The organism is Halorhodospira abdelmalekii, from assembly GCF_016583625.1.
Taxonomy (GTDB): domain Bacteria; phylum Pseudomonadota; class Gammaproteobacteria; order Nitrococcales; family Halorhodospiraceae; genus Halorhodospira; species Halorhodospira abdelmalekii.
This window is the reverse complement of the sequence record NZ_NRRN01000009.1, coordinates 23,933-43,007: the sequence shown is the minus strand read 5'-3', so window position 1 is coordinate 43,007 and position 19,075 is coordinate 23,933. Positions and strand designations below refer to the sequence as shown.

The 19,075-nt window shown below is 64.4% G+C and carries 18 protein-coding genes; 14 read left to right on the top strand and 4 right to left on the bottom strand.

Translation table 11 applies throughout. From position 1 onward, the window contains the following. Positions 1–2: 2 nt before the first annotated feature. The 3 genes from CKO15_RS03370 to CKO15_RS03360 form a co-directional block, all read right to left on the bottom strand. Complete coding sequence (locus CKO15_RS03370) at positions 3–983, bottom strand: motility protein A (RefSeq protein ID WP_200192506.1); 981 nt, start codon at positions 981–983, stop codon at positions 3–5. Positions 984–1,028: 45 nt separating this feature from the next. Then, positions 1,029–1,481 (bottom strand): CBS domain-containing protein, encoded by a 453-nt coding sequence (locus CKO15_RS03365; RefSeq protein WP_200192504.1) that lies wholly within the window; start codon positions 1,479–1,481, stop codon positions 1,029–1,031. A gap of 239 nt (positions 1,482–1,720) precedes the next feature. After that, complete coding sequence (locus tag CKO15_RS03360; protein WP_200192502.1) at positions 1,721–3,001, bottom strand: DEAD/DEAH box helicase; 1,281 nt, start codon at positions 2,999–3,001, stop codon at positions 1,721–1,723. A 280-nt stretch (positions 3,002–3,281) separates the two neighbouring features. Between CKO15_RS03360 and CKO15_RS03355 the strand changes: the two genes are divergently transcribed. The 14 genes from CKO15_RS03355 to purD all read left to right on the top strand — a co-directional run bounded on the left by CKO15_RS03355 (position 3,282) and on the right by purD (position 18,329). Then, positions 3,282–4,562: an MFS transporter gene (locus CKO15_RS03355; protein WP_200192560.1), complete on the top strand. Its 1,281-nt coding sequence runs from the start codon at positions 3,282–3,284 to the stop codon at positions 4,560–4,562. Positions 4,563–4,696: 134 nt separating this feature from the next. Next, complete coding sequence (thiE, locus tag CKO15_RS03350) at positions 4,697–5,335, top strand: thiamine phosphate synthase (RefSeq protein ID WP_200192500.1); 639 nt, start codon at positions 4,697–4,699, stop codon at positions 5,333–5,335. A gap of 139 nt (positions 5,336–5,474) precedes the next feature. Beyond that, entirely contained in the window at positions 5,475–6,755 is a 1,281-nt protein-coding gene (gene hemL, locus CKO15_RS03345; protein ID WP_200192498.1) for a glutamate-1-semialdehyde 2,1-aminomutase, read from the top strand. A gap of 63 nt (positions 6,756–6,818) precedes the next feature. Next, positions 6,819–8,795 (top strand): VTT domain-containing protein, encoded by a 1,977-nt coding sequence (locus tag CKO15_RS03340; RefSeq protein WP_200192496.1) that lies wholly within the window; start codon positions 6,819–6,821, stop codon positions 8,793–8,795. A 93-nt stretch (positions 8,796–8,888) separates the two neighbouring features. Next, on the top strand, positions 8,889–9,386 hold the full coding sequence (locus CKO15_RS03335) for a hypothetical protein (protein WP_200192494.1): 498 nt from the start codon (positions 8,889–8,891) through the stop codon (positions 9,384–9,386). A 19-nt stretch (positions 9,387–9,405) separates the two neighbouring features. Next, complete coding sequence (gene mpl, locus CKO15_RS03330; RefSeq protein WP_200192492.1) at positions 9,406–10,917, top strand: UDP-N-acetylmuramate:L-alanyl-gamma-D-glutamyl-meso-diaminopimelate ligase; 1,512 nt, start codon at positions 9,406–9,408, stop codon at positions 10,915–10,917. Beyond that, entirely contained in the window at positions 10,910–11,578 is a 669-nt protein-coding gene (locus tag CKO15_RS03325) for a UbiX family flavin prenyltransferase (protein ID WP_200192490.1), read from the top strand. The genes mpl and CKO15_RS03325 overlap by 8 nt, the downstream gene beginning before the upstream one ends. Positions 11,579–11,685: 107 nt before the next feature. Further along, the gene (gene ppa, locus CKO15_RS03320) at positions 11,686–12,222 is read left to right on the top strand and encodes an inorganic diphosphatase (RefSeq protein ID WP_200192487.1); all 537 of its coding nucleotides are present in this window, start codon (positions 11,686–11,688) and stop codon (positions 12,220–12,222) included. Between the two features lie 163 nt (positions 12,223–12,385). Then, positions 12,386–12,715: a hypothetical protein gene (locus tag CKO15_RS03315; protein ID WP_200192485.1), complete on the top strand. Its 330-nt coding sequence runs from the start codon at positions 12,386–12,388 to the stop codon at positions 12,713–12,715. Positions 12,716–12,745: 30 nt separating this feature from the next. Next, positions 12,746–13,630 (top strand): 50S ribosomal protein L11 methyltransferase, encoded by an 885-nt coding sequence (prmA, locus tag CKO15_RS03310; protein ID WP_200192483.1) that lies wholly within the window; start codon positions 12,746–12,748, stop codon positions 13,628–13,630. A 101-nt stretch (positions 13,631–13,731) separates the two neighbouring features. Then, positions 13,732–14,739, top strand: coding sequence for a zinc-ribbon and DUF3426 domain-containing protein (locus tag CKO15_RS03305; RefSeq protein WP_200192481.1), 1,008 nt, complete (start codon positions 13,732–13,734; stop codon positions 14,737–14,739). Between the two features lie 131 nt (positions 14,740–14,870). Continuing rightward, complete coding sequence (gene fis, locus CKO15_RS03300; RefSeq protein ID WP_200192479.1) at positions 14,871–15,164, top strand: DNA-binding transcriptional regulator Fis; 294 nt, start codon at positions 14,871–14,873, stop codon at positions 15,162–15,164. Positions 15,165–15,274: 110 nt separating this feature from the next. Then, positions 15,275–16,858, top strand: coding sequence for a bifunctional phosphoribosylaminoimidazolecarboxamide formyltransferase/IMP cyclohydrolase (purH, locus tag CKO15_RS03295; RefSeq protein WP_200192477.1), 1,584 nt, complete (start codon positions 15,275–15,277; stop codon positions 16,856–16,858). Positions 16,859–17,030: 172 nt separating this feature from the next. Then, positions 17,031–18,329, top strand: a complete 1,299-nt coding sequence (purD, locus tag CKO15_RS03290; RefSeq protein WP_200192475.1) for a phosphoribosylamine--glycine ligase — start codon at positions 17,031–17,033, stop codon at positions 18,327–18,329. Positions 18,330–18,568: 239 nt separating this feature from the next. Here purD and CKO15_RS03285 read toward each other — a convergent pair whose 3' ends face one another. Next, positions 18,569–19,030, bottom strand: a complete 462-nt coding sequence (locus CKO15_RS03285) for a phasin family protein (protein WP_242464524.1) — start codon at positions 19,028–19,030, stop codon at positions 18,569–18,571. Positions 19,031–19,075: the final 45 nt, after the last annotated feature.

The window sequence follows — 19,075 nt, the reverse complement described above, 5'->3', positions numbered from 1 at the left end:
CGTTAACGCCCCTGTGGGGTCGGTCGCCCGCCACCGCCCTTGCTGTTGTCACCGCGCTGTCTCTCCGGTCCGGCGGCTGAGCCGCCACCACCTGCCGGCGGTTTGGCTTGGGGCTGCCCTTGTGCCCCGGTGCCCTTTGCGGCGCGGGATGCGCCAGCCGAAGCCGCTGCACTCGTCTGCTGGGCATCTTGCTCAAACTGCTGGACCGCATCGGGATCGTGGACTTCGTCTTTGAATTGGGCGACGAATGAGTGCAGTGTCTCGCGCATCAGTGTTGGGCTGCGCTTTTGGCACATCAAGGAGATGCCCTGCATGACCATGTTCAGGGTGATCAGGCGCTGCTCGGTACGCCGCTCTAGCTTAACGGCGATCGGTTTCAGGAAGAGGTTAGCGAGCAGGATACCGTAGAAGGTCGTCAGCAGCGCGACACCCATCTGTTGGCCGATCTGGGCGATATCGCCATCATCCAAAATGAACATCATGTTGATCAGTCCGACCAACGTGCCGATCATGCCGAAGGCCGGGGCAAAGGCGGCCATGGTGCGGAAGATCTGCGCCTCGGCGTTCTCCTTGGCGCGTAACCGGCTGATGCGCCACTGCAGCAGATCGAGGATATCCTCCTCTGGGGTCATATCGATGAGCAGCTGAACGCCGGTGCGCAGGAAAGGGTTGGCGACGTTCTCCAGGGCGTCTTCAACGGCGCGTGTTTCGCCGCGGAACCACAGCTGCGCAATGCGGATCAGCTCCTCCATGTCGTCGCGCGTGTAGACCCGTTCGTTGCGCAGTACGATCCAGATCAGGCGAAAGACCCGCAAGACTTCATCGAGCGGGTAGGCCATGAAGGTCGCCGCCAGCGTCCCACCGATTACAATCGCCAGCCCCGGCAGATTGAGGAAGACCAGCGCCTCCTCGGCGGCAATCAGAAGGACAGAGCCGATGAGCAGCAGGCCGCCGATGATGCCGACGAATGTAGAGGGATTCATAGCTCTTCTCTCTCGCTTACCGCGGCGCGGCCCCCTTCTTCACCGCTACTCTTCGGGGTGGGGCGGTGCTGCCGAGGCAGTGGCATCGCGTAAGGCGCGGAGCAGGTCCTCGCGGGCGATCATGCCGCGGATTCGCCCCTCCTCATCGACTACCGGGAAGCTCTTCGTGCGCATATCGACCATGCGCTGTAAGACGCGGGTTAGCGGTAGGTCGGGACTCACCGTGATCGGCTCGCGGGTCATGATCTGCGCGACCTCGTGCGCCATAATGGCCTCGTACTGCGGCAACATCGATTGCGGCGTAAAGGTAAAGGCTTTGAGCAGATCGAGCTTAGTAGCAACGCCGAGCAGGCGCTGTTGAGCGTCGACGACCGGTACCCCGTTGAAGTCGTGCTGATCGAAGAGTGCTTGCAACTCACGCAGCCTCGTCTCGGGGCTGACGGTGTAAGGCTGCGGGGTCATGTAATCACGAACGTGGTAGCCGATAAAATCGTACATGGTGCGTGCTGTTGCCCTGATTCCAAAAAGCCCGCTAGTTCGAAAGAGAGCGCGGATCTTGGCAAGATCCACCCAGCCCCCACTTGCGAAGACTATCGCACGGTTTGCCGTTGCGATGCCAGCCCCGGCTTTGCTGGCGGGCCTTGCAGGCGCGCTTCGCTAGCCTTGCGGGCGTGTGCCTGGCTCGCCTGCACGCCTGTAGGCGTTGTGTTCAGCGCTCAGCGCTCAGCGCTCAGCGCTCAGCGCGCCGGGCGCGAACTGCTGCGTCGCCGGGTGCTGTTGCCACTGCGTGTTCCGCCCGCCCGCCGGGGGGCGCTGCGGCGCGTCGACGAGATGCGCTTAGCCGGTGCCAATTCGACGAAATACTCCGCCGGCGGCGGGGTGCTCGGGATCCGGGTGTTGAGGTAGGCCTCAATATCGGGCAACGAGAAGACGTATTCATCGCAAGCCAAGGTGATGGCGTCGCCGCTTTCGCCAGCGCGCGCCGTCCGGCCGATGCGGTGGACGTAGTCTTCCGGGTCTTGCGGTAGGTCGTAGTTGATGACGTGGCTGACCGCATCGATGTGCAGACCGCGTGCGGCGACGTCGGTGCCGATGAGCACCGGCAATGTACCGGTGCGAAACTGTTCAAGGAGTTGTTCGCGCTTGCGTTGCGGGATGTCGCCGGAGATGACCGACGCGGCGATGCCGTTGCCCTGGAGGTAACCGGCCAAGTGTTCAGCGGCGCGTTTGGTGTTGACGAAGACCAGAGTCCGGCGTGGGTCGATGTGCTGCAGCAGCCCAACAAGGAAGGCCGTCTTATCCTCTTTGGCGACGTGGTAGAGGGTCTGACGAATCTGATCGGCGGTGCGCTGCTCGCGTTCGACCGTAATGCGCTGCGGATCGCCCATGTGTTCCCAGGCCAGCTCCATAACGCGGTAGGAGAGGGTGGCCGAGAAGAGCAGATTGAGGCGCTGTTCGGCGCTCGGCATCCGGCGCAGCAGGTAGCGAATATCGGCAACGAAGCCGAGATCGAACATGCGATCGGCTTCGTCGAGGACCACGACCTCGATGTTGCGCAGGCTGAAGATCCGCTGCTTGTAGAAATCGATGATGCGCCCCGGGGTGCCAATAATGACGTCGATTCCGTCGCGCAGTTGCTGTCGCTGGCTCTCGTAGCCGGTGCCGCCGTAGACGGCTGCAAAGCGCAGACCGGTAAAGGCGCCGATCTCTTCGGCGTCGCGGTGAATCTGGATGGCCAACTCGCGGGTCGGGGCCAGCATGATCGCCCACGGCCCGACGGCATCCTCGGCGACCGGATAGGTCATCAGGTGGTGTAGGGTGGCGATCACGAAGGCTGCGGTCTTGCCCGTCCCGGTCTGCGCCTCGCCGGCGATGCTCTGGCCGCGCAGGGTCTGTGGTAGGGTGGCGGCCTGGATGGGCGTGCAGAAGGCCAGCCCCGCTTCATCGAGGCCATCGAGCACCGCATCGTGGATGGGAAGGTCGGTAAAACGCTGTTCGGTTAAGTGGGTCTCGCTCATAGCTCCGCAGCATACCGAAGATCGGCCAAGCTCGCTAGGTGAGGCTCGCTGGGGCTCGCCTCAAAATAGTCCCTGAGCGGTCTCTGGGTGGCTTTCCAGTGAGCGCGAGTTGATCGTTGAACCCGGTCCCCCCAGGTGCGCGGGCAGGTGCGCGGGCAGGTGCGCGGGCAGGTGCGCGGGGTGGGGCGCGGCGGACTGCGGACGGCAGGGCGAAGAGCAGGGGAGAGAAGGCGTGTGGGCAACGAGTAAGGCGTCTCGGCGCGAGGTCGTCAGTTGGGCGATGTTCGACTTCGCCAATCAGGCCTATACGCTGCTGATCATCACGGTCATCTACGGTGATCTCTTCACCCGCATCATCGTCGGCGACGGCGGCGGAGACTATCGGCTCGGCAATCTGCTCTGGAGCACCGCGCTGGCGCTGAGCTACCTCGGCGTCGTGGCGACGGCGCCGTGGTGCGGTGCCGTGATGGACTACGCCGCGGCCAAAAAGCGCTTCCTCTTCATCAGCTACATCACCACCGTGGCTGCCACGGCCGCCCTCTACTGGGTCGAGCCGGGCTACATCGTTCTTGGCTTTGTGCTGATCGTCATATCGAACTACGCCTATTCCATGGGCGAGGCCTTCATCGCTGGGTTTCTGCCCGATATCGCTGGCCCCAGTGAGATGGGGCGGGTCTCCGGGTTGGGATGGTCGCTGGGTTACATCGGCGGGCTCTGCGCAACCCTCTTCACCGTTTTAATATTGGGGGAGGTGAGCGAAGAGAATTTCGATCGTATTCGATGGGTTGGACCGTTCGCTGCCGTCTTTTTCCTCCTCTGTGCCATCCCAACCTTCCTCTGGTTGCGTGAACGGGGTCGTCCACGCCCCCTGCCGAGCGGCTGCGGCTACGCCCGGCTGGGATTTGGCCGGGTGGCGCAGACGTTGCGCAACCTGAAGCAGTTGCGCGAGTTGGCGCTCTTCTTGGTCTCTTTACTGCTCGCGACTTCGGGGCTGGTGATCGTGATCGCCTACGCCTTCATCTACGGTGCGCAGGTCATTGGCTGGGATGAGCATGTACGTATGGTGATGTTTATCACTACTCAGGTCGCCGCTGCCGCCGGGGCGATCGGTTTTGGGCTGATTCAGGATCGTCTAGGGGCGAAGCGGACCTATATGGTGACGCTGCTGATGTGGATCGCGGCGATCCTGATGATTTGGGGTACGCCGGGGGTGACCGAAGGGGTCAATCGTCTACTGGGGTTGGCCTGGGAGGCGCAGTACGTCTTTTTGTTTGCCGGTTGTCTGGCTGGGTTAGCGCTGGGCTCCTGTCAGTCGGCGGGACGGACAATCGTCGGGCTCTTCGCCCCGGATGGTCGTGCGGGGGAGTTCTTCGGTTTCTGGGGGCTGGCGACTAGGCTCGCCGGGGCGATTGGGTTGGTCGCCGTGGGAGGGCTACAGATTCTGCTCGGACTGCAGGGGGCGATCTTGCTCTGTGCCGGGCTCTTTATCGGCGCCTTTGTAGTGGCGTTGCGGGTCGATGAGCAGAGGGGTCGGGTGCAGCGCAACACTTTGGTAGAGTAGCCCCCTCTGAGCTGCGCGCTCCGGAGACACGGCGCATTGGTAGGCGGGCTGAGGTAGAGGCCACTTGGCTGGTTAGGCCTGGTTAGGCCTGTGAGAGCCGCTAAAGAGCCGATACATTGAGCAGGGAGGAGTGCATGACGGCCACACCGATCCACGGGATCTATGCGGTGACTGCCGCCGGGGACGGGATGCTCGATGCAGCGGCAGGGGCGCTGCGCGGCGGCGTGCGGATATTGCAATATCGGGACAAGGGGGGTGCGACAGAGGCAGTGCGTCGGCATGCTGAGGCCGAGCAGCTGCGGCAGCTCTGTAGCGACGCCGGAGCGCTGTTGATCATCAACGACGATATCGAGTTGGCCGCTGCGATTGGCGCCGCCGGTGTGCACCTGGGGCGTGAAGACGGTGCGGTGGCCGCGGCCCGCGCGCGCCTAGGGCGGCGCGCTTGGATCGGTGTCTCGTGCTATGCCGATCGGGCGCGCGTCGATCAAGCTGTGGCGGATGGGGCCGACTACATCGCCCTCGGCAGTCTCTTCCCTTCGGTGACTAAACCGGAGGCGGTGCGGGCGCCGCTGGAGTGGGTCGCTGAGGTACGGGCCAGTGTCGCGTGCCCGATCGTTGCCATCGGCGGAATCGAGTACAGTAACATCGCGCAGGTGGCAGCGACCGGGGTGGATGCGGCGGCGGTGGTGAGCGCCATCTTCGATGCCGGCGATCCCGAGGCGGCGGCAGCTGAACTCGTGGCGGCCTGGCAGCGGGCTCAACAGCGCCCCTAAGTTCGCCCCTGAGCGCACTCCAGGGTTCGCTCGCCTCCGGGTTCCCCTCCAAGGGGTGTCGAGTGGTGAAGGGGGGAGCAGAATGCGGAGCGACGTCTAAGAGCAACGGTGACCAACGGGCAAAAGGAGTACGATATCTATGCAACGCACCCATGAGCTGTTTCAACAAGCGCAGGAGTTGATTCCCGGCGGCGTCAATTCGCCGGTTCGCGCATTCAAGGGGGTCGGTGGGGAGCCGATCTTCTTTGAACGCGGCGAGGGGCCCTATGTTTGGGATGTCGATGGTAAGCGCTACGTCGACTACGTCTGCTCTTGGGGGCCTTTGGTAGCTGGGCACGCCGAGCCGGACGTGCTGCGCCGAGTGCAGGAGACGGCGGCTAAAGGGTTGTCGTTCGGGGCGCCGGTCGAGCTCGAAATCGAGATGGCCCGCACCCTCTGCCGACACGTGCCGTCGCTGGAGATGGTGCGCTTGGTCAACTCGGGCACCGAGGCGACGATGAGCGCGCTGCGCCTGGCACGGGCGCACACCCGGCGCGATAAGATCGTTAAATTCCAAGGTTGCTACCACGGCCACGTCGATGCGCTGCTGGTGCAGGCGGGCTCCGGTGCCTTGACCCTGGGCGTGCCCGGTTCCCCCGGTATTCCGCAGGCGGTGGTCGCCGAGACCTTGACGTTGCCCTATAACGATGCCGATGCCGTCGAGCAGTGTTTCGATCAGCACGGCAGTGAGATCGCCGCGGTGATCGTCGAGCCGGTGGCCGGTAACATGAACTGCGTTCCGCCAGTGCCCGGCTTCCTTGAGAAGCTGCGCGAGCAGTGCGATCGCAGCGGTGCGCTGCTGATCTTCGATGAGGTCATGACCGGCTTCCGGGTCGGCGTGCAGTGTGCGCAGGGGCGCTTCGGTATCACCCCCGATCTGACCTGCCTCGGTAAGGTCATCGGCGGCGGCATGCCGGTCGGTGCCTTCGGTGGCCGGCGCGATATCATGGAGGGGTTGGCGCCAGTCGGTGGGGTCTATCAGGCCGGTACGCTGTCGGGGAACCCGGTGACCATGGCGGCGGGTTTGGCGACCCTTGAGAAGATCGCTGCCCCGGGGGCCTTCGAGCGCCTTGAGGCGACGACAACGCAACTGGTAGAGGGGCTGCAGCAACGAGCCGATGCGGCTGGGGTCAAGATGACGACCAATCAGTGTGGCAGCATGTTCGGTCTCTTCTTTACCGACGACGCCCCGGTGACTCGCTTTGAACAGGTCAAGGCGTGCGATCTTGATGCCTTTAACCGTTTCTTCCACGCCATGCTTGAGGAGGGGGTCTACCTGGCCCCGGCCGCCTTTGAGGCGGGCTTCGTCTCGTTGGCCCACGATGCCCAGGCGATCGAGGAGACCCTGGCGGCCGCCGAGCGCGCCTTCGCTCGCGTATAGGCTCCGCATCGGCCCCATCCGCCCGGGTGGGGCCGCTCTCTAACCCCGTAGCGACGAACGACTATGGACCTCTCTTGGGCCTCCGGCCTGCTCGATTGGCTCTCTGCCCATCCCGGGTGGACGACGGCGGCTATCTTTGTCATCGCGCTGTGCGAGGGGATCTTGGTCGCCGGTCTGATCGTGCCTGGGGCGACCCTGCTCTTTGTGGCCGGGGCGTTGATCGGAGCCGGTCATATCGAGTTGTGGCCCAGCCTGATCGCCGCCTTCGCTGGGGCGTTTTGTGGGGACTCGATCAGCTACTGGCTGGGCCGGACCTACGGCGAGCGGTTGCGCACCTACTGGCCGTTGCGCCGCCACCGCACGGCTCTTGCCAAGGGTGATGAGTTTTTTGCCGCGCATGGCGGTAAAAGCTTGATCTTTGGACGTTTCTTCGGTCCGTTGCGCGGCATTATTCCGGCTGTTGCCGGTACGATGGGGATGCCGTGGCGCCCCTTCCTGGTGGTGAACTTTTTCTCGGCACTGTTGTGGGCGCCGGCCTATCTACTGCCGGGGCTCGTCTTTGGCGCCTCGTTGGCCGTGGCCGCTTCGGTGGCCGGGCGCTCAGTTGCCCTGCTGCTGCTGCTGTTGGTCGCGGCGTGGCTATTGTGGTGGGTCGGGCGGGTCCAGCTGGCCCCGCGTCTGCGCAGTGCTGCCGCCTTGACGGCTTGGCGGGCGCGCCGTTGGGGGCGGCTCCACCCGCTGGCAGCCCAGATCCTCAGCGCGCCGCGTTACGCCCTGCGCGCCTTCAGCTACAGCACCGGCTGGATTTGGTGGGCGGCCCTGGTGCTCTTCTCGCTGCTGCTGGCGCGACAGGCGTGGCTCGGCGCCCCGAGTCTGCTTGATGAGGCCGTACTGGGGGTGCTGCTGGAGCACATGCAGACCGATTGGCGCGGCTACTTCGTCTTGCCAGCCTTGCTGCTCGAGGCGTGGGTCTGGGGGCCGGCCCTGGCCGCTGGAGTGGCGTGGATGGCCAGTGGTGGGCGCTGGCGGGTGACGTTGGTCTTGGCCGTCAGTGTCAGCGGGGCTGCGGTCTTGGCGTGGGCGACGGCGACTTTGAGTGGCACCCTCGGTGCGACGCCGCTCTATCGCGGGGCGCCGGTGCTCGCCTTTCCGTCGCCGGAAGTCGCTGCCTTGACCGCCTTGGTCTTGGCCTCTGGGGTGCTCGCAACGGTCGTCTACGGGCCGTTGCGACAGCCGGTGCGCATGATCGGTCTGTTGATCCCGCTGCTGGCGGCCGGTAGCGGGGTGATTGTTGGGCGCGTCTGGCTGAGTGATGCCGTCGGTGGGCTCTTGCTCGGGATCGTCATGGCCGGGTTTGTCGTCTTGGCGCGCAGTTCCTCGCAGCGCCACGTCCCGGAGCGTTCGTTGCCGGCGGTCGTGGCCGTGGTATTGGCAGTGGCGGTTACGGTGCAGGCGCTGTTGCACTTTACCGACCGCCGCGAGGCCTTCGTCGTGCAGGCGGAGCCGCCGCAGTTGACGACCTCGCAGTGGTTGGAGATTGGTCCGGCCGATGCGCTCGGACGTGAACTGCGCTGGCTCGACGGTGGTCGGCGCCCGGTCGATGTCCAGTGGCTGGCCGAGTTCGACCGGTTGACCGAGCAGCTTGCAGAGGCGGGTTGGTATGAGCCGGAGCGGCGCCTCCATGGCGCGTTGCGCTGGTTGCAGCCGGAGCCGGAGCTGAGCCGGATGTCGCCGCTGGCCCGCTGGTACCGCGGGCGGCAACCGGAGTTGATTCGAGTCTGGCCGATCGATCAGCAGCAGCGTTTGGTGCTACGGCTTTGGTCCGCTCCGGTCGAGATCACTGGCTGCGAGCGACGAGTCTGGTTGGTGACTCTGGAGCGGGAGCGGATCCAGCCGGGTTGGCCGATTGCGACCGTGCGGGCGCGGCCACTATCGGCTGAGCAGCATGCGCAGGTGGTTGCCGGATTGCTCGGTGAACGCGATGTGCGCATCCTTGAGCCGGGGCAGCCGGTGCGGATCGTCTCGATGGATCTGCTCTAAGTGCGGTGGTCGGCTGCCGACGATCGCGCCGGCGAGGCCTGTAGGTGAGGGGATTGCTGTATGATGGCCGGGCGGATTGCCAAAGGAGTCGTTATGGGAGATGCCCTCAAAACGCTGATCGAGATCTGCCTTTTTCGCAAGGGACCGCAACACTTGCCCTACGCTCCGGGTCTGCTCGTTGTTGTGATTGCGATCAGTGCTGGGTTGAGCTATGTGACCGCCGGGAATCTGCCGCAGGCTGGTCCGGTCACGACCCAGATCGCGGTCGCGGTCCTCTTCGGTCTCTTCTTTCTCTACGCCCTGCTCACCTTGCGTGGAGTCGCCGATCGCTTCATCCAGAGCGCAACAGCCATGTTCGGGGCCGATGCGCTGATCGCTGCGCCAGTGGCGCTGGTCACGTTCAGCTTGGCGGGACGCTCTCCCGAAGAGGCCCCGACAGCGGCTCTGATCATCCTGCTGCTGTGGTTGTGGCACATCGGTGTGCTCGGTGCGATCTTTCACCACGCCCTCCAGATGCGGCTGCCGCTCGGCGTGTTGTTGGCCCTCGCCTACAGTTTCCTGAGCTTTCAAGTCGTCCACCTGACCCTTTAGCACCGCGGCAGGAGCGCCCATGCGTATACACATCCTCGGGGTTTGCGGCACCTTCATGGGGGGGGTTGCCCTGTTGGCGCACGAGCATGGCCACGCCGTTGAAGGGAGTGACAGCGCTGCGTGGCCGCCGATGAGCGAGGTCTTGGCGCAGGCCGGTATCCGGGTGCACGACGGCTATGCGGAGGCGCATCTCGACCCGCCGCCTGATTGCGTTGTGATTGGTAACGCCCTCTCGCGCGGCAATCCGGCGCTCGAATACGTCCTCGATCGCGGGCTGAACTACGCCTCTGGGCCGGCTTGGTTGGCCTCTCAAGTGCTCGGTGATCGCTGTGTCGTCGCGGTTGCCGGGACGCACGGCAAGACGACGACGTCGGCAATGACCGCCTGGGCGCTGGAGCGTTGTGGGCTCGCTCCTGGCTACTTGATCGGCGGTGCCCCTTGCTTTAGCGAGCGCTCGGCGCGCTTGGGCAGCGGTTCCCCCTTTGTGGTCGAGGCCGATGAGTACGATACCGCCTTTTTCGATAAGCGGGCGAAGGTCGTACACTATCGCCCGCGGGTGTTGCTACTCAATAATCTAGAGTACGACCACGCCGACATCTATCCCGATCTGGCCGCGATTGCTACACAGCTGCACCATGCCGTGCGCACCGTACCGCGCTCCGGCCGAGTGATCGTCAACGGCGATGATCCGAATCTGCATGAACTGCTTGAGCGTGGTCTCTGGACACCGCTTGAACGGGTCGGCATGGGGCCGGACTGCACCTGGCGGATCGTGGCCCAAGGAGAGGGGGCGGAGTTGCTGTACAACGGTGAGTCGCTTGGTCCGCTGCAGCTGCCGCAGCCGGGGGAGCACAATCAGCGCAACGCCGCCGCCGCGGTCGCCGCGGCCACCGCTGCTGGGGCTCCGGCTGCCGCCGCCCTGGCCGCACTGCGTGACTTTCCCGGAGTGCGGCGCCGGTTAGAGTCCCGCGGTGTCGTCGGCGGCATTGAGGTCATCGATGACTTCGCTCACCATCCGAGCGCGATTGCTGCAACACTAGCGGCGCTGCGCCAGCAGGCATCCGGACGTGCTGGGCGGCTCCTGGCGGTCCTTGAGCCGCGCTCCCGCACTATGCAGCAGGGGGTGCATCAGGAGCGGTTGGCCGGTGCTTTGGCCGAGGCGGATCAGGCCTTCGTCTTGGCTACAGCGCAGCTGGCTTGGTCGCCCGCCGCAGTTTTGGCACCGCTTGGCGAGCGTGCCGTCACGGCTGGCAGCGTCGCTGAGCTCATCGAGTACATCGTCGCGTGCGCGCATTGTGGCGATCGCATCGTCGTCATGAGTAACGGCGACTTTGAGAATATCCATGAACGGTTATTGGCGGCCCTTGCAGGGGCAGGGCAAGCCTCTGGGCAACCGCCTGGGCAACCGCCTGGGCAACCGCCTGGGCACTCCTCTGGGCAGCCGGCGGACTCAGTGCCGGAGCAGTCGGGAGCAGTGCCGGGAGCGAAGGGTGCCACTGCGACTGCACGGGGGCCGGGTGCCGATGGCTGAGTCGTTTCTGGCTCAATCGGCGGTGGACGAATCGGCAGCACCGCCACCGGTGACCGTGGCTTGGACGGGCGCTTCGGGGATCGACTACGGGCTGCGTTTACTACAGTGTCTGGCGCAGGGGGGCTGTACCGTGCATCTGCTGCTCTCGGACGCGGCTCGGGCGGTTGCCGAGTGTGAGACCGGGTGGCGGCTGCCGGCGGCGCCAGCGGCCCTCCAAGCGCTTCTGGCCGAGCAGCTCGCCTTTGCCGAAGAGCGGCTGCGGGTCTATGCCGCCGATGAGTGGACGGCCCCGTTGGCCTCGGGCTCTAGTGCCCCACGGCGCATGGTCATCTGCCCATGTACCGTCGGCACGCTGGCGGCGGTTGCCGGCAGCCACTCGAACACTTTGCTCGAGCGTGCCGCCGATGTCGTGCTCAAGGAGCGGGGGCAGCTGATCGTCGTGCCGCGCGAGACCCCGCTCTCGACGACCCATCTGGAGCACATGCTGACCCTGAGCCGGCTCGGAGCGGTGGTCTTGCCGGCTGCCCCTGGGTTCTACCACCGGCCGCAGCGGGTTGAAGAGCTGATCGATTTTATTGTCGGGCGAGTGCTGGATCATTTGGGGATGGTGGGGATGGGGCACTCACTCGCTCCGCGGTGGGGCGATACGCCGCCGGGTTAGGCGGTTATATACACGTGCGGTGCGGAGTGACCGCCTTACGCCCTTGTCGCGGTGCAACATTGACGTTATAGTCCCGCTACATTTGGCCAACGTGGAGAGTCGCATCTATGAGCCTGAACTCCGTGCCGGCAGGTCGCTCTATCCCGGACGATATCAACGTAGTTATCGAGATCCCGCTGCACGGCGGACCGGTCAAGTATGAGATCGATAAAGAGACGGGCGCCTTGACCGTCGATCGGATCATGGCAACGGCGATGCACTACCCGTGCAACTACGGCTTTGTGCCGCAGAGCCTAGCCGATGACGGTGACCCGGTCGATGTGTTAGTGATAACCCCGCTGCCTTTGGTCGCCGGGTCGGTGATTCGGGTGCGTCCGGTCGGAGTGCTGGAGATGGCCGATGAGTCGGGTGAAGATGCTAAGGTCATTGCCGTTCCCGTCGCCAAGCTCACCCCCGACTACGCCGATGTGCAGGGGCCGGACGACTTGCCGCCGCGCCTGCTCCGGGAGATCAGTCACTTCTTTGAGCACTATAAAGACTTAGAGAAGGGTAAATGGGTCGAGATCCGTGACTGGCGAGGGGCGGATGCCGCTCGGGCCGAGATCGAAAAGGCGGTGGCGAACTACGCCCGGCAACAGGGTTGATCGACGTGCTCGCCGCTCGGGCCGCGACCTTTTGCGGTGGCGCGCGCGCGGTGGGCTTATGTTCTCCGCTGGCGCGGCCGATAGCGGGAGAGCGGTGGGGGTAATCGTGGTGGGGGTAATCGTTTAGACTGGCGCGGAAGGTGACTTTCGGAGGTGGTGGGCGATGCCGCGTGCCCTGACAGCAGACCGGCTGCGGTGGGAAAACAAAACGTATCGAGGCAGCGGTGGGGTCAGTGGTTGTAACCGTGAGTACGGTTTTCGGCCGGCCTTCCTGGATACGGAGACTGGGACGGTCTACGTCTCGTGTGGCCGCGACGGCGTTCCGGCGCCCTTTCACCGTCTCGACGGACTGCCTGAGGAGTTGGTTCGTGAGCGCGATGATCGTGGGCGTGTGATCGCGGTCAAGACGACAATCGTCTCCGGCTTTGAGCGCGATGGCTGCTTCTATACGCGGGAGCAGGCCGCGGCGATGGTCTTTGAGCCCGGCAAGTAGGCCGGTGCAGCAGCAGCGGAGGCAGCGACCATGGCGCAGTTGCAGATCGAGCTCATCGTCGATGCCACCGAGCTCGACGCCGTTGATACTGTGTTGACCGAGCTTGGCGCCTGGTCGCAGACTTATCAAGGCGAAGATGGCAGCGTTTTACTGGAGCCAGGGGTTGGGGAGCATCCGCTCTGGGGTCGGGTGCGGGTCACTGCGCTCTTTTCAGCGCAGTGCGATGCGGCGCTGCTCCATGCCCAGCTGCTGCGTGCCCTCGGCCAGGCGCAGCTATCGGGGTGGCGGGCGGAGCCGCTCGCCGATCGGGCGTGGGAGCGCGAGTGGTTGAGCCATTTTCGCCCCCTCTCGTTCGGGCGGCGGCTGTGGATCGTGCCGAGCGGAGCGCGGCCTGAGCTGCCCGAGGAGGCCGTTGCGATCCACCTCGACCCAGGGTTGGCTTTTGGCACTGGAACCCACGAGACGACGGCGCTTTGCCTGGAGTGGCTCGATGGCGAACCGCTCAGTGGACGGCGAGGGATCGATTTTGGCGCTGGTTCGGGGGTGTTGGCGATCGCCGCCGTCTGTCTCGGTGCACGTGAATGCCTGGCCGTCGATAACGATCCGCAAGCGGTGCAGGCAACGCGTGCGAATGCTGCGCGCAATGGGGTTGCGGCACAAGTGCCCACCTGCCTTGCCGCAGAACGACCGAGCGGTTGCGCCGACTTCCTGGTGGCCAATATCCTATCGGCCACGCTGCGGGCATTGGCGAACGAGCTGCTTGCGACTCTTCCGGTCGGGGGGCGCCTGGCGCTCTCTGGTATCCTAGAGGGACAGCAGCACGAGGTAATGAGCGCCTTTGCCACCGCGGTGGCGTGGGAGGCGCCACGGCGGCGCGGTGACTGGGTTCTGCTCAGCGGTACGCGGTGCGCCTGAGCAGGCCGCCTGCACGCCTCGGCCCAGCTGGGGGCGCACCCGCCGGTCGTCCGCCGGTCGTCCGCCGATCGAAGAGTTAAGCGAATACGAAGAGAGCGCCCTTGTATACCCAGTGTCCCGGTTGTGGAGCCGTCTTTGCGCTGCGTGCTTGGCAGCTGCGCAAGGCTCGCGGGATGGTGGTTTGCGGCCTCTGTCGCGAGCACTTCGATGCGCTGCAGCGGCTGGCTGAGGCGCTACCCGAGGATACGCCTGAGACGCTTTCAAGTGATGCCGCAGTGCCCCCCGCAACAGCTGCTGAACCGGCGTCGCCCCGTACCGCTGCGGCCGCTGGCGATGGCCGTTCTTCGGCGTGTGCGGATGTGGCGGAGTCCTGGCAGAGTTGGCAGGAGCCTGCCCCCGACACCGACGAGCAGAGTGCGGCGGCGATAGCCACCGATCCGGGCGAGCGTCCCGCGCAAGAGGGCCGCGCCGACGGGGAGGGCGATCACCTCGATGAGTCGCTCGGCGATCTGGAGCGGTGGTTGGAGGATATTCAGCCGCAGCAGCGTGGGCACTCACCGAGTGTCGCGGCATCGTCCCGCCCAAAGGCGGCGCATCGCCGCGCTGGGCTCGGACGAGGTGTCGCCAAAGTGGCGCTCAACAGTTTCTTGATCGTGCTCTTAGCTATTGTTGGTGTGGTGCACGGCTCTTACGTGTTGCGCGCTCAGCTGATTGAGTTTCCTGCCCTCGAAGGGTGGATGGCGGCCATCTGTGGACTGTACGACTGTCGCCTACAAACTCCGGCGGCCTATCGTGTGTTGACGGTGGAGGCACGGCGATTGGCGGCCGATCCCGACGAAGAGCAGCGGCTGGTGCTCGATGCGGTGCTCTACCACGCCGGAGCGTGGCGCTTGGCCTATCCCGACGTGGAGCTTACCCTGCGCGATCTTAATGGGCGTGTTACAGCTCGCGAGCGTTTTGCGCCGCAGCAGTACGTCGTCGATAACCGGGTGCAGGCGCGCCTTGAGGCGGGTATTGAACCGGGCGCCCGAGTGCCGCTGCGCCTTGAGCTGCCGGAGCCGGCGGCAGGAGGGGAGAGCTTTACGCTGACCTTCCATCCACCCGGTTAGGGCCCGAGGTATCCGTTTGAATTGAATCGAATTGAATTGAATCGAGTTGGGCTGGTTGGATCGAGGTGGATCAGGAACGGGGCGGGCCCGCCGGATCGCTAGCGACGACAGTGAAAAGGGGTGCGGCAGAGATGGATAAGGCAGAGGGCGCGGAGCCGCAGTGCGGCTCGCCGCGCGGTGAAACGGGTGTGGAGGGCGGGCCGATTCGCGCGGCGGTAACGCAGGCGCTGGATGACTACTTCCGTGAGTTGGCTGGGCACGATTGCCACGGTCTTTATCACTTAGTCTTGCGCGAGGTCGAAGCCCCGCTGCTGCAGGCGGTGATGCTGCGCACGAACGGCAACCAGACTAAGGCCGCGCAACTACTCGGGCTCAATCGGGCAACGCTGCGAAAAAAACTGCGCGAGCACGGACTCGCCTCCTGACGACGGTGCGTTGCGTTCCGTGGGCGGTGCGCGCTCTAAGAACGCTCTTTAAGGGCCATTCACGGTAATGATTCCAGCAATGGAAACCATGACAGACAGATAGGCAGGTTATGGCTACAGATCAAAATATACGATCGATCCGCCGGGCGTTGATTAGCGTCTCGGATAAGTCGGGGATAGCGGCTTTTGCCGCAGCACTGCACGAGCGTGGGGTTGAGATTGTATCGACGGGTGGAACGGCCCGGCTGCTCAGTGAGCAGGGGATTGCAGTGCGCGAAGTCGCCTCGGTGACCGGCTTTCCCGAAATCATGGACGGCCGAGTTAAGACACTGCACCCGCGCATCCACGGCGGATTGTTGGGGCGGCGCGGGATCGACGATGCGGTGATGGCCGAGCATGAAATCGGACCGATCGATCTGCTCTGTGTCAACCTCTACCCCTTCGAAGAGACCACCAAGAAGGCCGGCTGTACCTTGGCCGATGCCATTGAGAATATCGATATCGGCGGTCCGGCGATGATCCGTGCCGCTGCCAAGAACCATCGCGATGTGGCGGTGCTCACCGACCCAGATGCTTATGCCGAAGTGCTTGAGGAGCTTGACGCCCACGGTGGCACCACGACGGCGTTGCGTCATCGTCTAGCGGTTCGCGCCTTCTCCCATACCGCCCGCTACGATGGGGCGATTGCCGCCTACTTGGGTTGTCGTGATGGCAGCGGTGAGGTCACGGAGCCCTTCCCGCCGCTCTGGACGCTGCAGGTGGAGAAGGTGTCCGAGATGCGCTACGGCGAGAACCCGCATCAACGTGCGGCTTTCTATCGCGACCTTGAGGTCGCCACAGCGAGTGTCACGAGTGCACGCTTCGTTCAGGGTAAGACCCTCTCCTACAACAACATTGCCGATACCGATGCAGCCTTGGAGTGCGTCAAAGCCTTTAGTGAGCCGACTTGTGTCATCGTCAAACACGCCAATCCGTGCGGAGTCGCCTCCGCGGCCGATCTGGTGACCGCCTACGAGCGCGCCTTTGCCGTCGATCCGACCTCGGCCTTTGGCGGTATCATCGCCGTTAACGGCACGCTGGATGAGAAGCTGGCTGCGGCGATCCTGGGGCGCCAGTTCGTTGAGGTGGTGATTGCGCCGCAGGTGAGCGAGGGTGCTGCCGCGGCCTTTGCCGGCAAGCCTAACGTGCGCGTGCTGGAGAGTGGTGCGTGGTCGTTAGCGCCGGTTGCTGAGCTCGATTGCAAGCGCGTACGCGGTGGTCTGTTGGTGCAAGATCGCGATACCGCGGTGCTTGATATGCAGCAGCTGCAGGTGGTGACCGAACGGGCACCGAGTGATGCCGAGTGGGCCGATCTGCGCTTTGCCTGGGAGGTGGTGCGGCATGTCAAATCGAATGCCATTGTCTTTGCTGGTGGCGGCCGGACACTCGGGATCGGTGCCGGGCAGATGAGCCGAGTCTTTAGTGCTCGCATCGCCGTGGAGAAGGCGGCCGAGGCAGGGCTGGCGTTGAGCGGTTCGGTGTTGGCCTCGGATGCCTTTTTCCCGTTTCGCGATGGGATCGATCAGGCGGCGGCAGCCGGGGCGGCAGCGGTTATCCAGCCGGGTGGCTCGCAGCGCGATCAAGAGGTCATCGATGCGGCCAACGAGCACGGCTTGGCGATGGTCTTTACCGGGATGCGGCACTTCCGCCACTGAGTGGGCGCGACTGGCTGGCTCGATTGACGACCGATTGCAACTCAACTGACTGAGGGCTGGTCAAGGGCTGATTGGGGCCGTCATTCTTGGGCCAGCCACTCAGTGAGTGACTCAGTGAGTGGCCGGCGATTCAGTAAGTTTAGGTACGTTTAACGGAACGGTGGGACTCTCTATGAAGGTGTTAGTGGTTGGCGGCGGCGGGCGTGAGCATGCGATGGCGTGGGCTTTGGCGCGCTCGGCGCAGGTGAGTGAGGTGCTCGTCGCCCCCGGTAACGCCGGGACGGCAGGCGAGGCTAAGGTGCGCAATGTCGGTATCGGGGCCGAGGATATCCCGGCGTTGGCACAGCTGGCCCGTGAACACGAGGTGGCCTTCACCGTCGTTGGGCCTGAGGCGCCGTTGGTGGCCGGGATTGTCGATACCTTCCGTGAGGCTGGGTTGCAGTGTTTGGGGCCTACTGCAGCGGCCGCCGAGTTGGAGGGCTCTAAGGCCTTCGCCAAGGGCTTTATGAGCCGCCACGGGATTCCGACCGCCGCTTACGAGACCTTCGACGACTTGGAGCAGGCGCGTGATTACATCTGCCAGGCGCGCGCGCCGCTGGTGGTCAAGGCCGACGGCCTGGCCTCCGGTAAGGGGGTTGAGATCGCTGAGACGCTCGATCACGCTCTGCTCGCTGCCGAGCGGATGCTCTCAGGGGAGGCCTTCGGCGAGGCGGGGCAGCGGATCGTCGTCGAGGAGTGCTTGCGCGGCGAAGAGCTCAGCTTTATCGCCGTGGTCGACGGCGAGACGGTCGTATCGATGGCCAGCTCGCAAGACCATAAACCACGCGATGACGGCGACCGGGGGCCGAATACCGGCGGCATGGGAGCCTACTCACCCGCTCCTTTGATGGATGAGGCGCTCCATGAGCGGGTCATGCGCGAGGTGTTGCAGCCGACGGTCGCCGGTTTGGCCGCCGAGGGGCGCCCCTACAAAGGCTTTCTCTACGCCGGCCTGATGATTGATGAGGACGGGAACCCGCGTGTGTTGGAGTTCAATTGCCGCCTCGGCGACCCCGAGGCTCAACCGCTGCTCTTGCGTCTGTGTACCGATTTTGCGGAGCTCTGCGAAGCTGCCCTTGAGGGCCGCCTGCAAGCGCTGGACTTGGCTTGGGAGGCGCGTCCGGCCGTTGGTGTGGTGATGGCGGCTGCCGGCTATCCCGGTGCCGTCGAGCGTGGCCGAGTCATTCGGGGGCTGGCTGGGCCGGAGTGTGAAGGCGTCAAGGTCTTCCACGGCGGTACGGCACTCGCCGCTGACGGTGCGGTGGTCACCAACGGTGGCCGGGTCCTGTGCTGCTGTGCGCTAGGCGATTCGGTGACCGCTGCGCAACGACGCGCCTACGAGCGGGTGGCGGCAATCGATTGGGAAGGGGCCTTCTATCGCAGCGATATTGCCCACCACGCCATTCGGCGTGAGCAACAAGCTGGTGGGTGAAAAATATAGGGAGAGAGTGGCTCGCGTCGGCGTTCTTGCCGGCATTCTTTAGGAGCGCCGGCTCCTGGGAACGCCGGCGTCCTCGCCGGCATTTCTATCATGCTTGCCGACGGGGACGTCGGCGTTCCCGGGAAAAGCGCTCACTCGCATCTCTTTCGCTGTACCCAACTCTCGTGCACAACGTCGGGAGGCGACTAAACGTCCGCTACGCACAGTCGCTTGACCCGTCTTTCTTAGGCTCAGGCCGACTTCTTGGCGCTGGCCCCGGTGCCGCTGGTGCTGCTGTTTGCTGCCGAATCGCTGCGTGCCGTGCCGCTCCGGCTCTTCTTCTCTTCCTGCTGCTGCGCACCCTTGTTTTGCTGGTTGCGCACGCTTTCGGTCAGGACCGTGACGTTCTCGCGCGCGATCTTCTGGACCTCTTCACCCATGTTTTTGCTCAGATCGGCCAGGGTGTTGGCGTCCTCGCTCAGCTTGCTGCTGACCGTTTGCATGACCTTGCCTTGGCTGTTCAGGCACGCCTGTAGGCTTTCGAGGTCACGGATCGCTAGGGCATTACGCACCTGTTCGGTGGCCAGGTTGTTGTAGGCGCGCGCGGCGTCCAGGTTGAGATGCATGATCTTCTCGGCGTGGTCGAGCATCAACGTGCTCATCTTCCGTGCCGGCTCGAACATCTTCTGCATCTGTTGCATCGATTGGTTCATTGACTCTTGCATGGCTACCCCCTCATCACGGATCGTTGTGGACTG

Bases quoted from the DNA above. Each gene is read 5' to 3' on its own strand.
- CKO15_RS03370 (WP_200192506.1), bottom strand. From the start codon at position 983: ATGAATCCCTCTACATTCGTCGGCATCATCGGCGGCCTGCTGCTCATC.
- CKO15_RS03365 (WP_200192504.1), bottom strand. From the start codon at position 1,481: ATGTACGATTTTATCGGCTACCACGTTCGTGATTACATGACCCCGCAG.
- CKO15_RS03360 (WP_200192502.1), bottom strand. From the start codon at position 3,001: ATGAGCGAGACCCACTTAACCGAACAGCGTTTTACCGACCTTCCCATC.
- CKO15_RS03355 (WP_200192560.1), top strand. From the start codon at position 3,282: ATGTTCGACTTCGCCAATCAGGCCTATACGCTGCTGATCATCACGGTC.
- thiE (WP_200192500.1), top strand. From the start codon at position 4,697: ATGACGGCCACACCGATCCACGGGATCTATGCGGTGACTGCCGCCGGG.
- hemL (WP_200192498.1), top strand. From the start codon at position 5,475: ATGCAACGCACCCATGAGCTGTTTCAACAAGCGCAGGAGTTGATTCCC.
- CKO15_RS03340 (WP_200192496.1), top strand. From the start codon at position 6,819: ATGGACCTCTCTTGGGCCTCCGGCCTGCTCGATTGGCTCTCTGCCCAT.
- CKO15_RS03335 (WP_200192494.1), top strand. From the start codon at position 8,889: ATGGGAGATGCCCTCAAAACGCTGATCGAGATCTGCCTTTTTCGCAAG.
- mpl (WP_200192492.1), top strand. From the start codon at position 9,406: ATGCGTATACACATCCTCGGGGTTTGCGGCACCTTCATGGGGGGGGTT.
- CKO15_RS03325 (WP_200192490.1), top strand. From the start codon at position 10,910: ATGGCTGAGTCGTTTCTGGCTCAATCGGCGGTGGACGAATCGGCAGCA.
- ppa (WP_200192487.1), top strand. From the start codon at position 11,686: ATGAGCCTGAACTCCGTGCCGGCAGGTCGCTCTATCCCGGACGATATC.
- CKO15_RS03315 (WP_200192485.1), top strand. From the start codon at position 12,386: ATGCCGCGTGCCCTGACAGCAGACCGGCTGCGGTGGGAAAACAAAACG.
- prmA (WP_200192483.1), top strand. From the start codon at position 12,746: ATGGCGCAGTTGCAGATCGAGCTCATCGTCGATGCCACCGAGCTCGAC.
- fis (WP_200192479.1), top strand. From the start codon at position 14,871: ATGGATAAGGCAGAGGGCGCGGAGCCGCAGTGCGGCTCGCCGCGCGGT.
- purH (WP_200192477.1), top strand. From the start codon at position 15,275: ATGGCTACAGATCAAAATATACGATCGATCCGCCGGGCGTTGATTAGC.
- purD (WP_200192475.1), top strand. From the start codon at position 17,031: ATGAAGGTGTTAGTGGTTGGCGGCGGCGGGCGTGAGCATGCGATGGCG.
- CKO15_RS03285 (WP_242464524.1), bottom strand. From the start codon at position 19,030: ATGAACCAATCGATGCAACAGATGCAGAAGATGTTCGAGCCGGCACGG.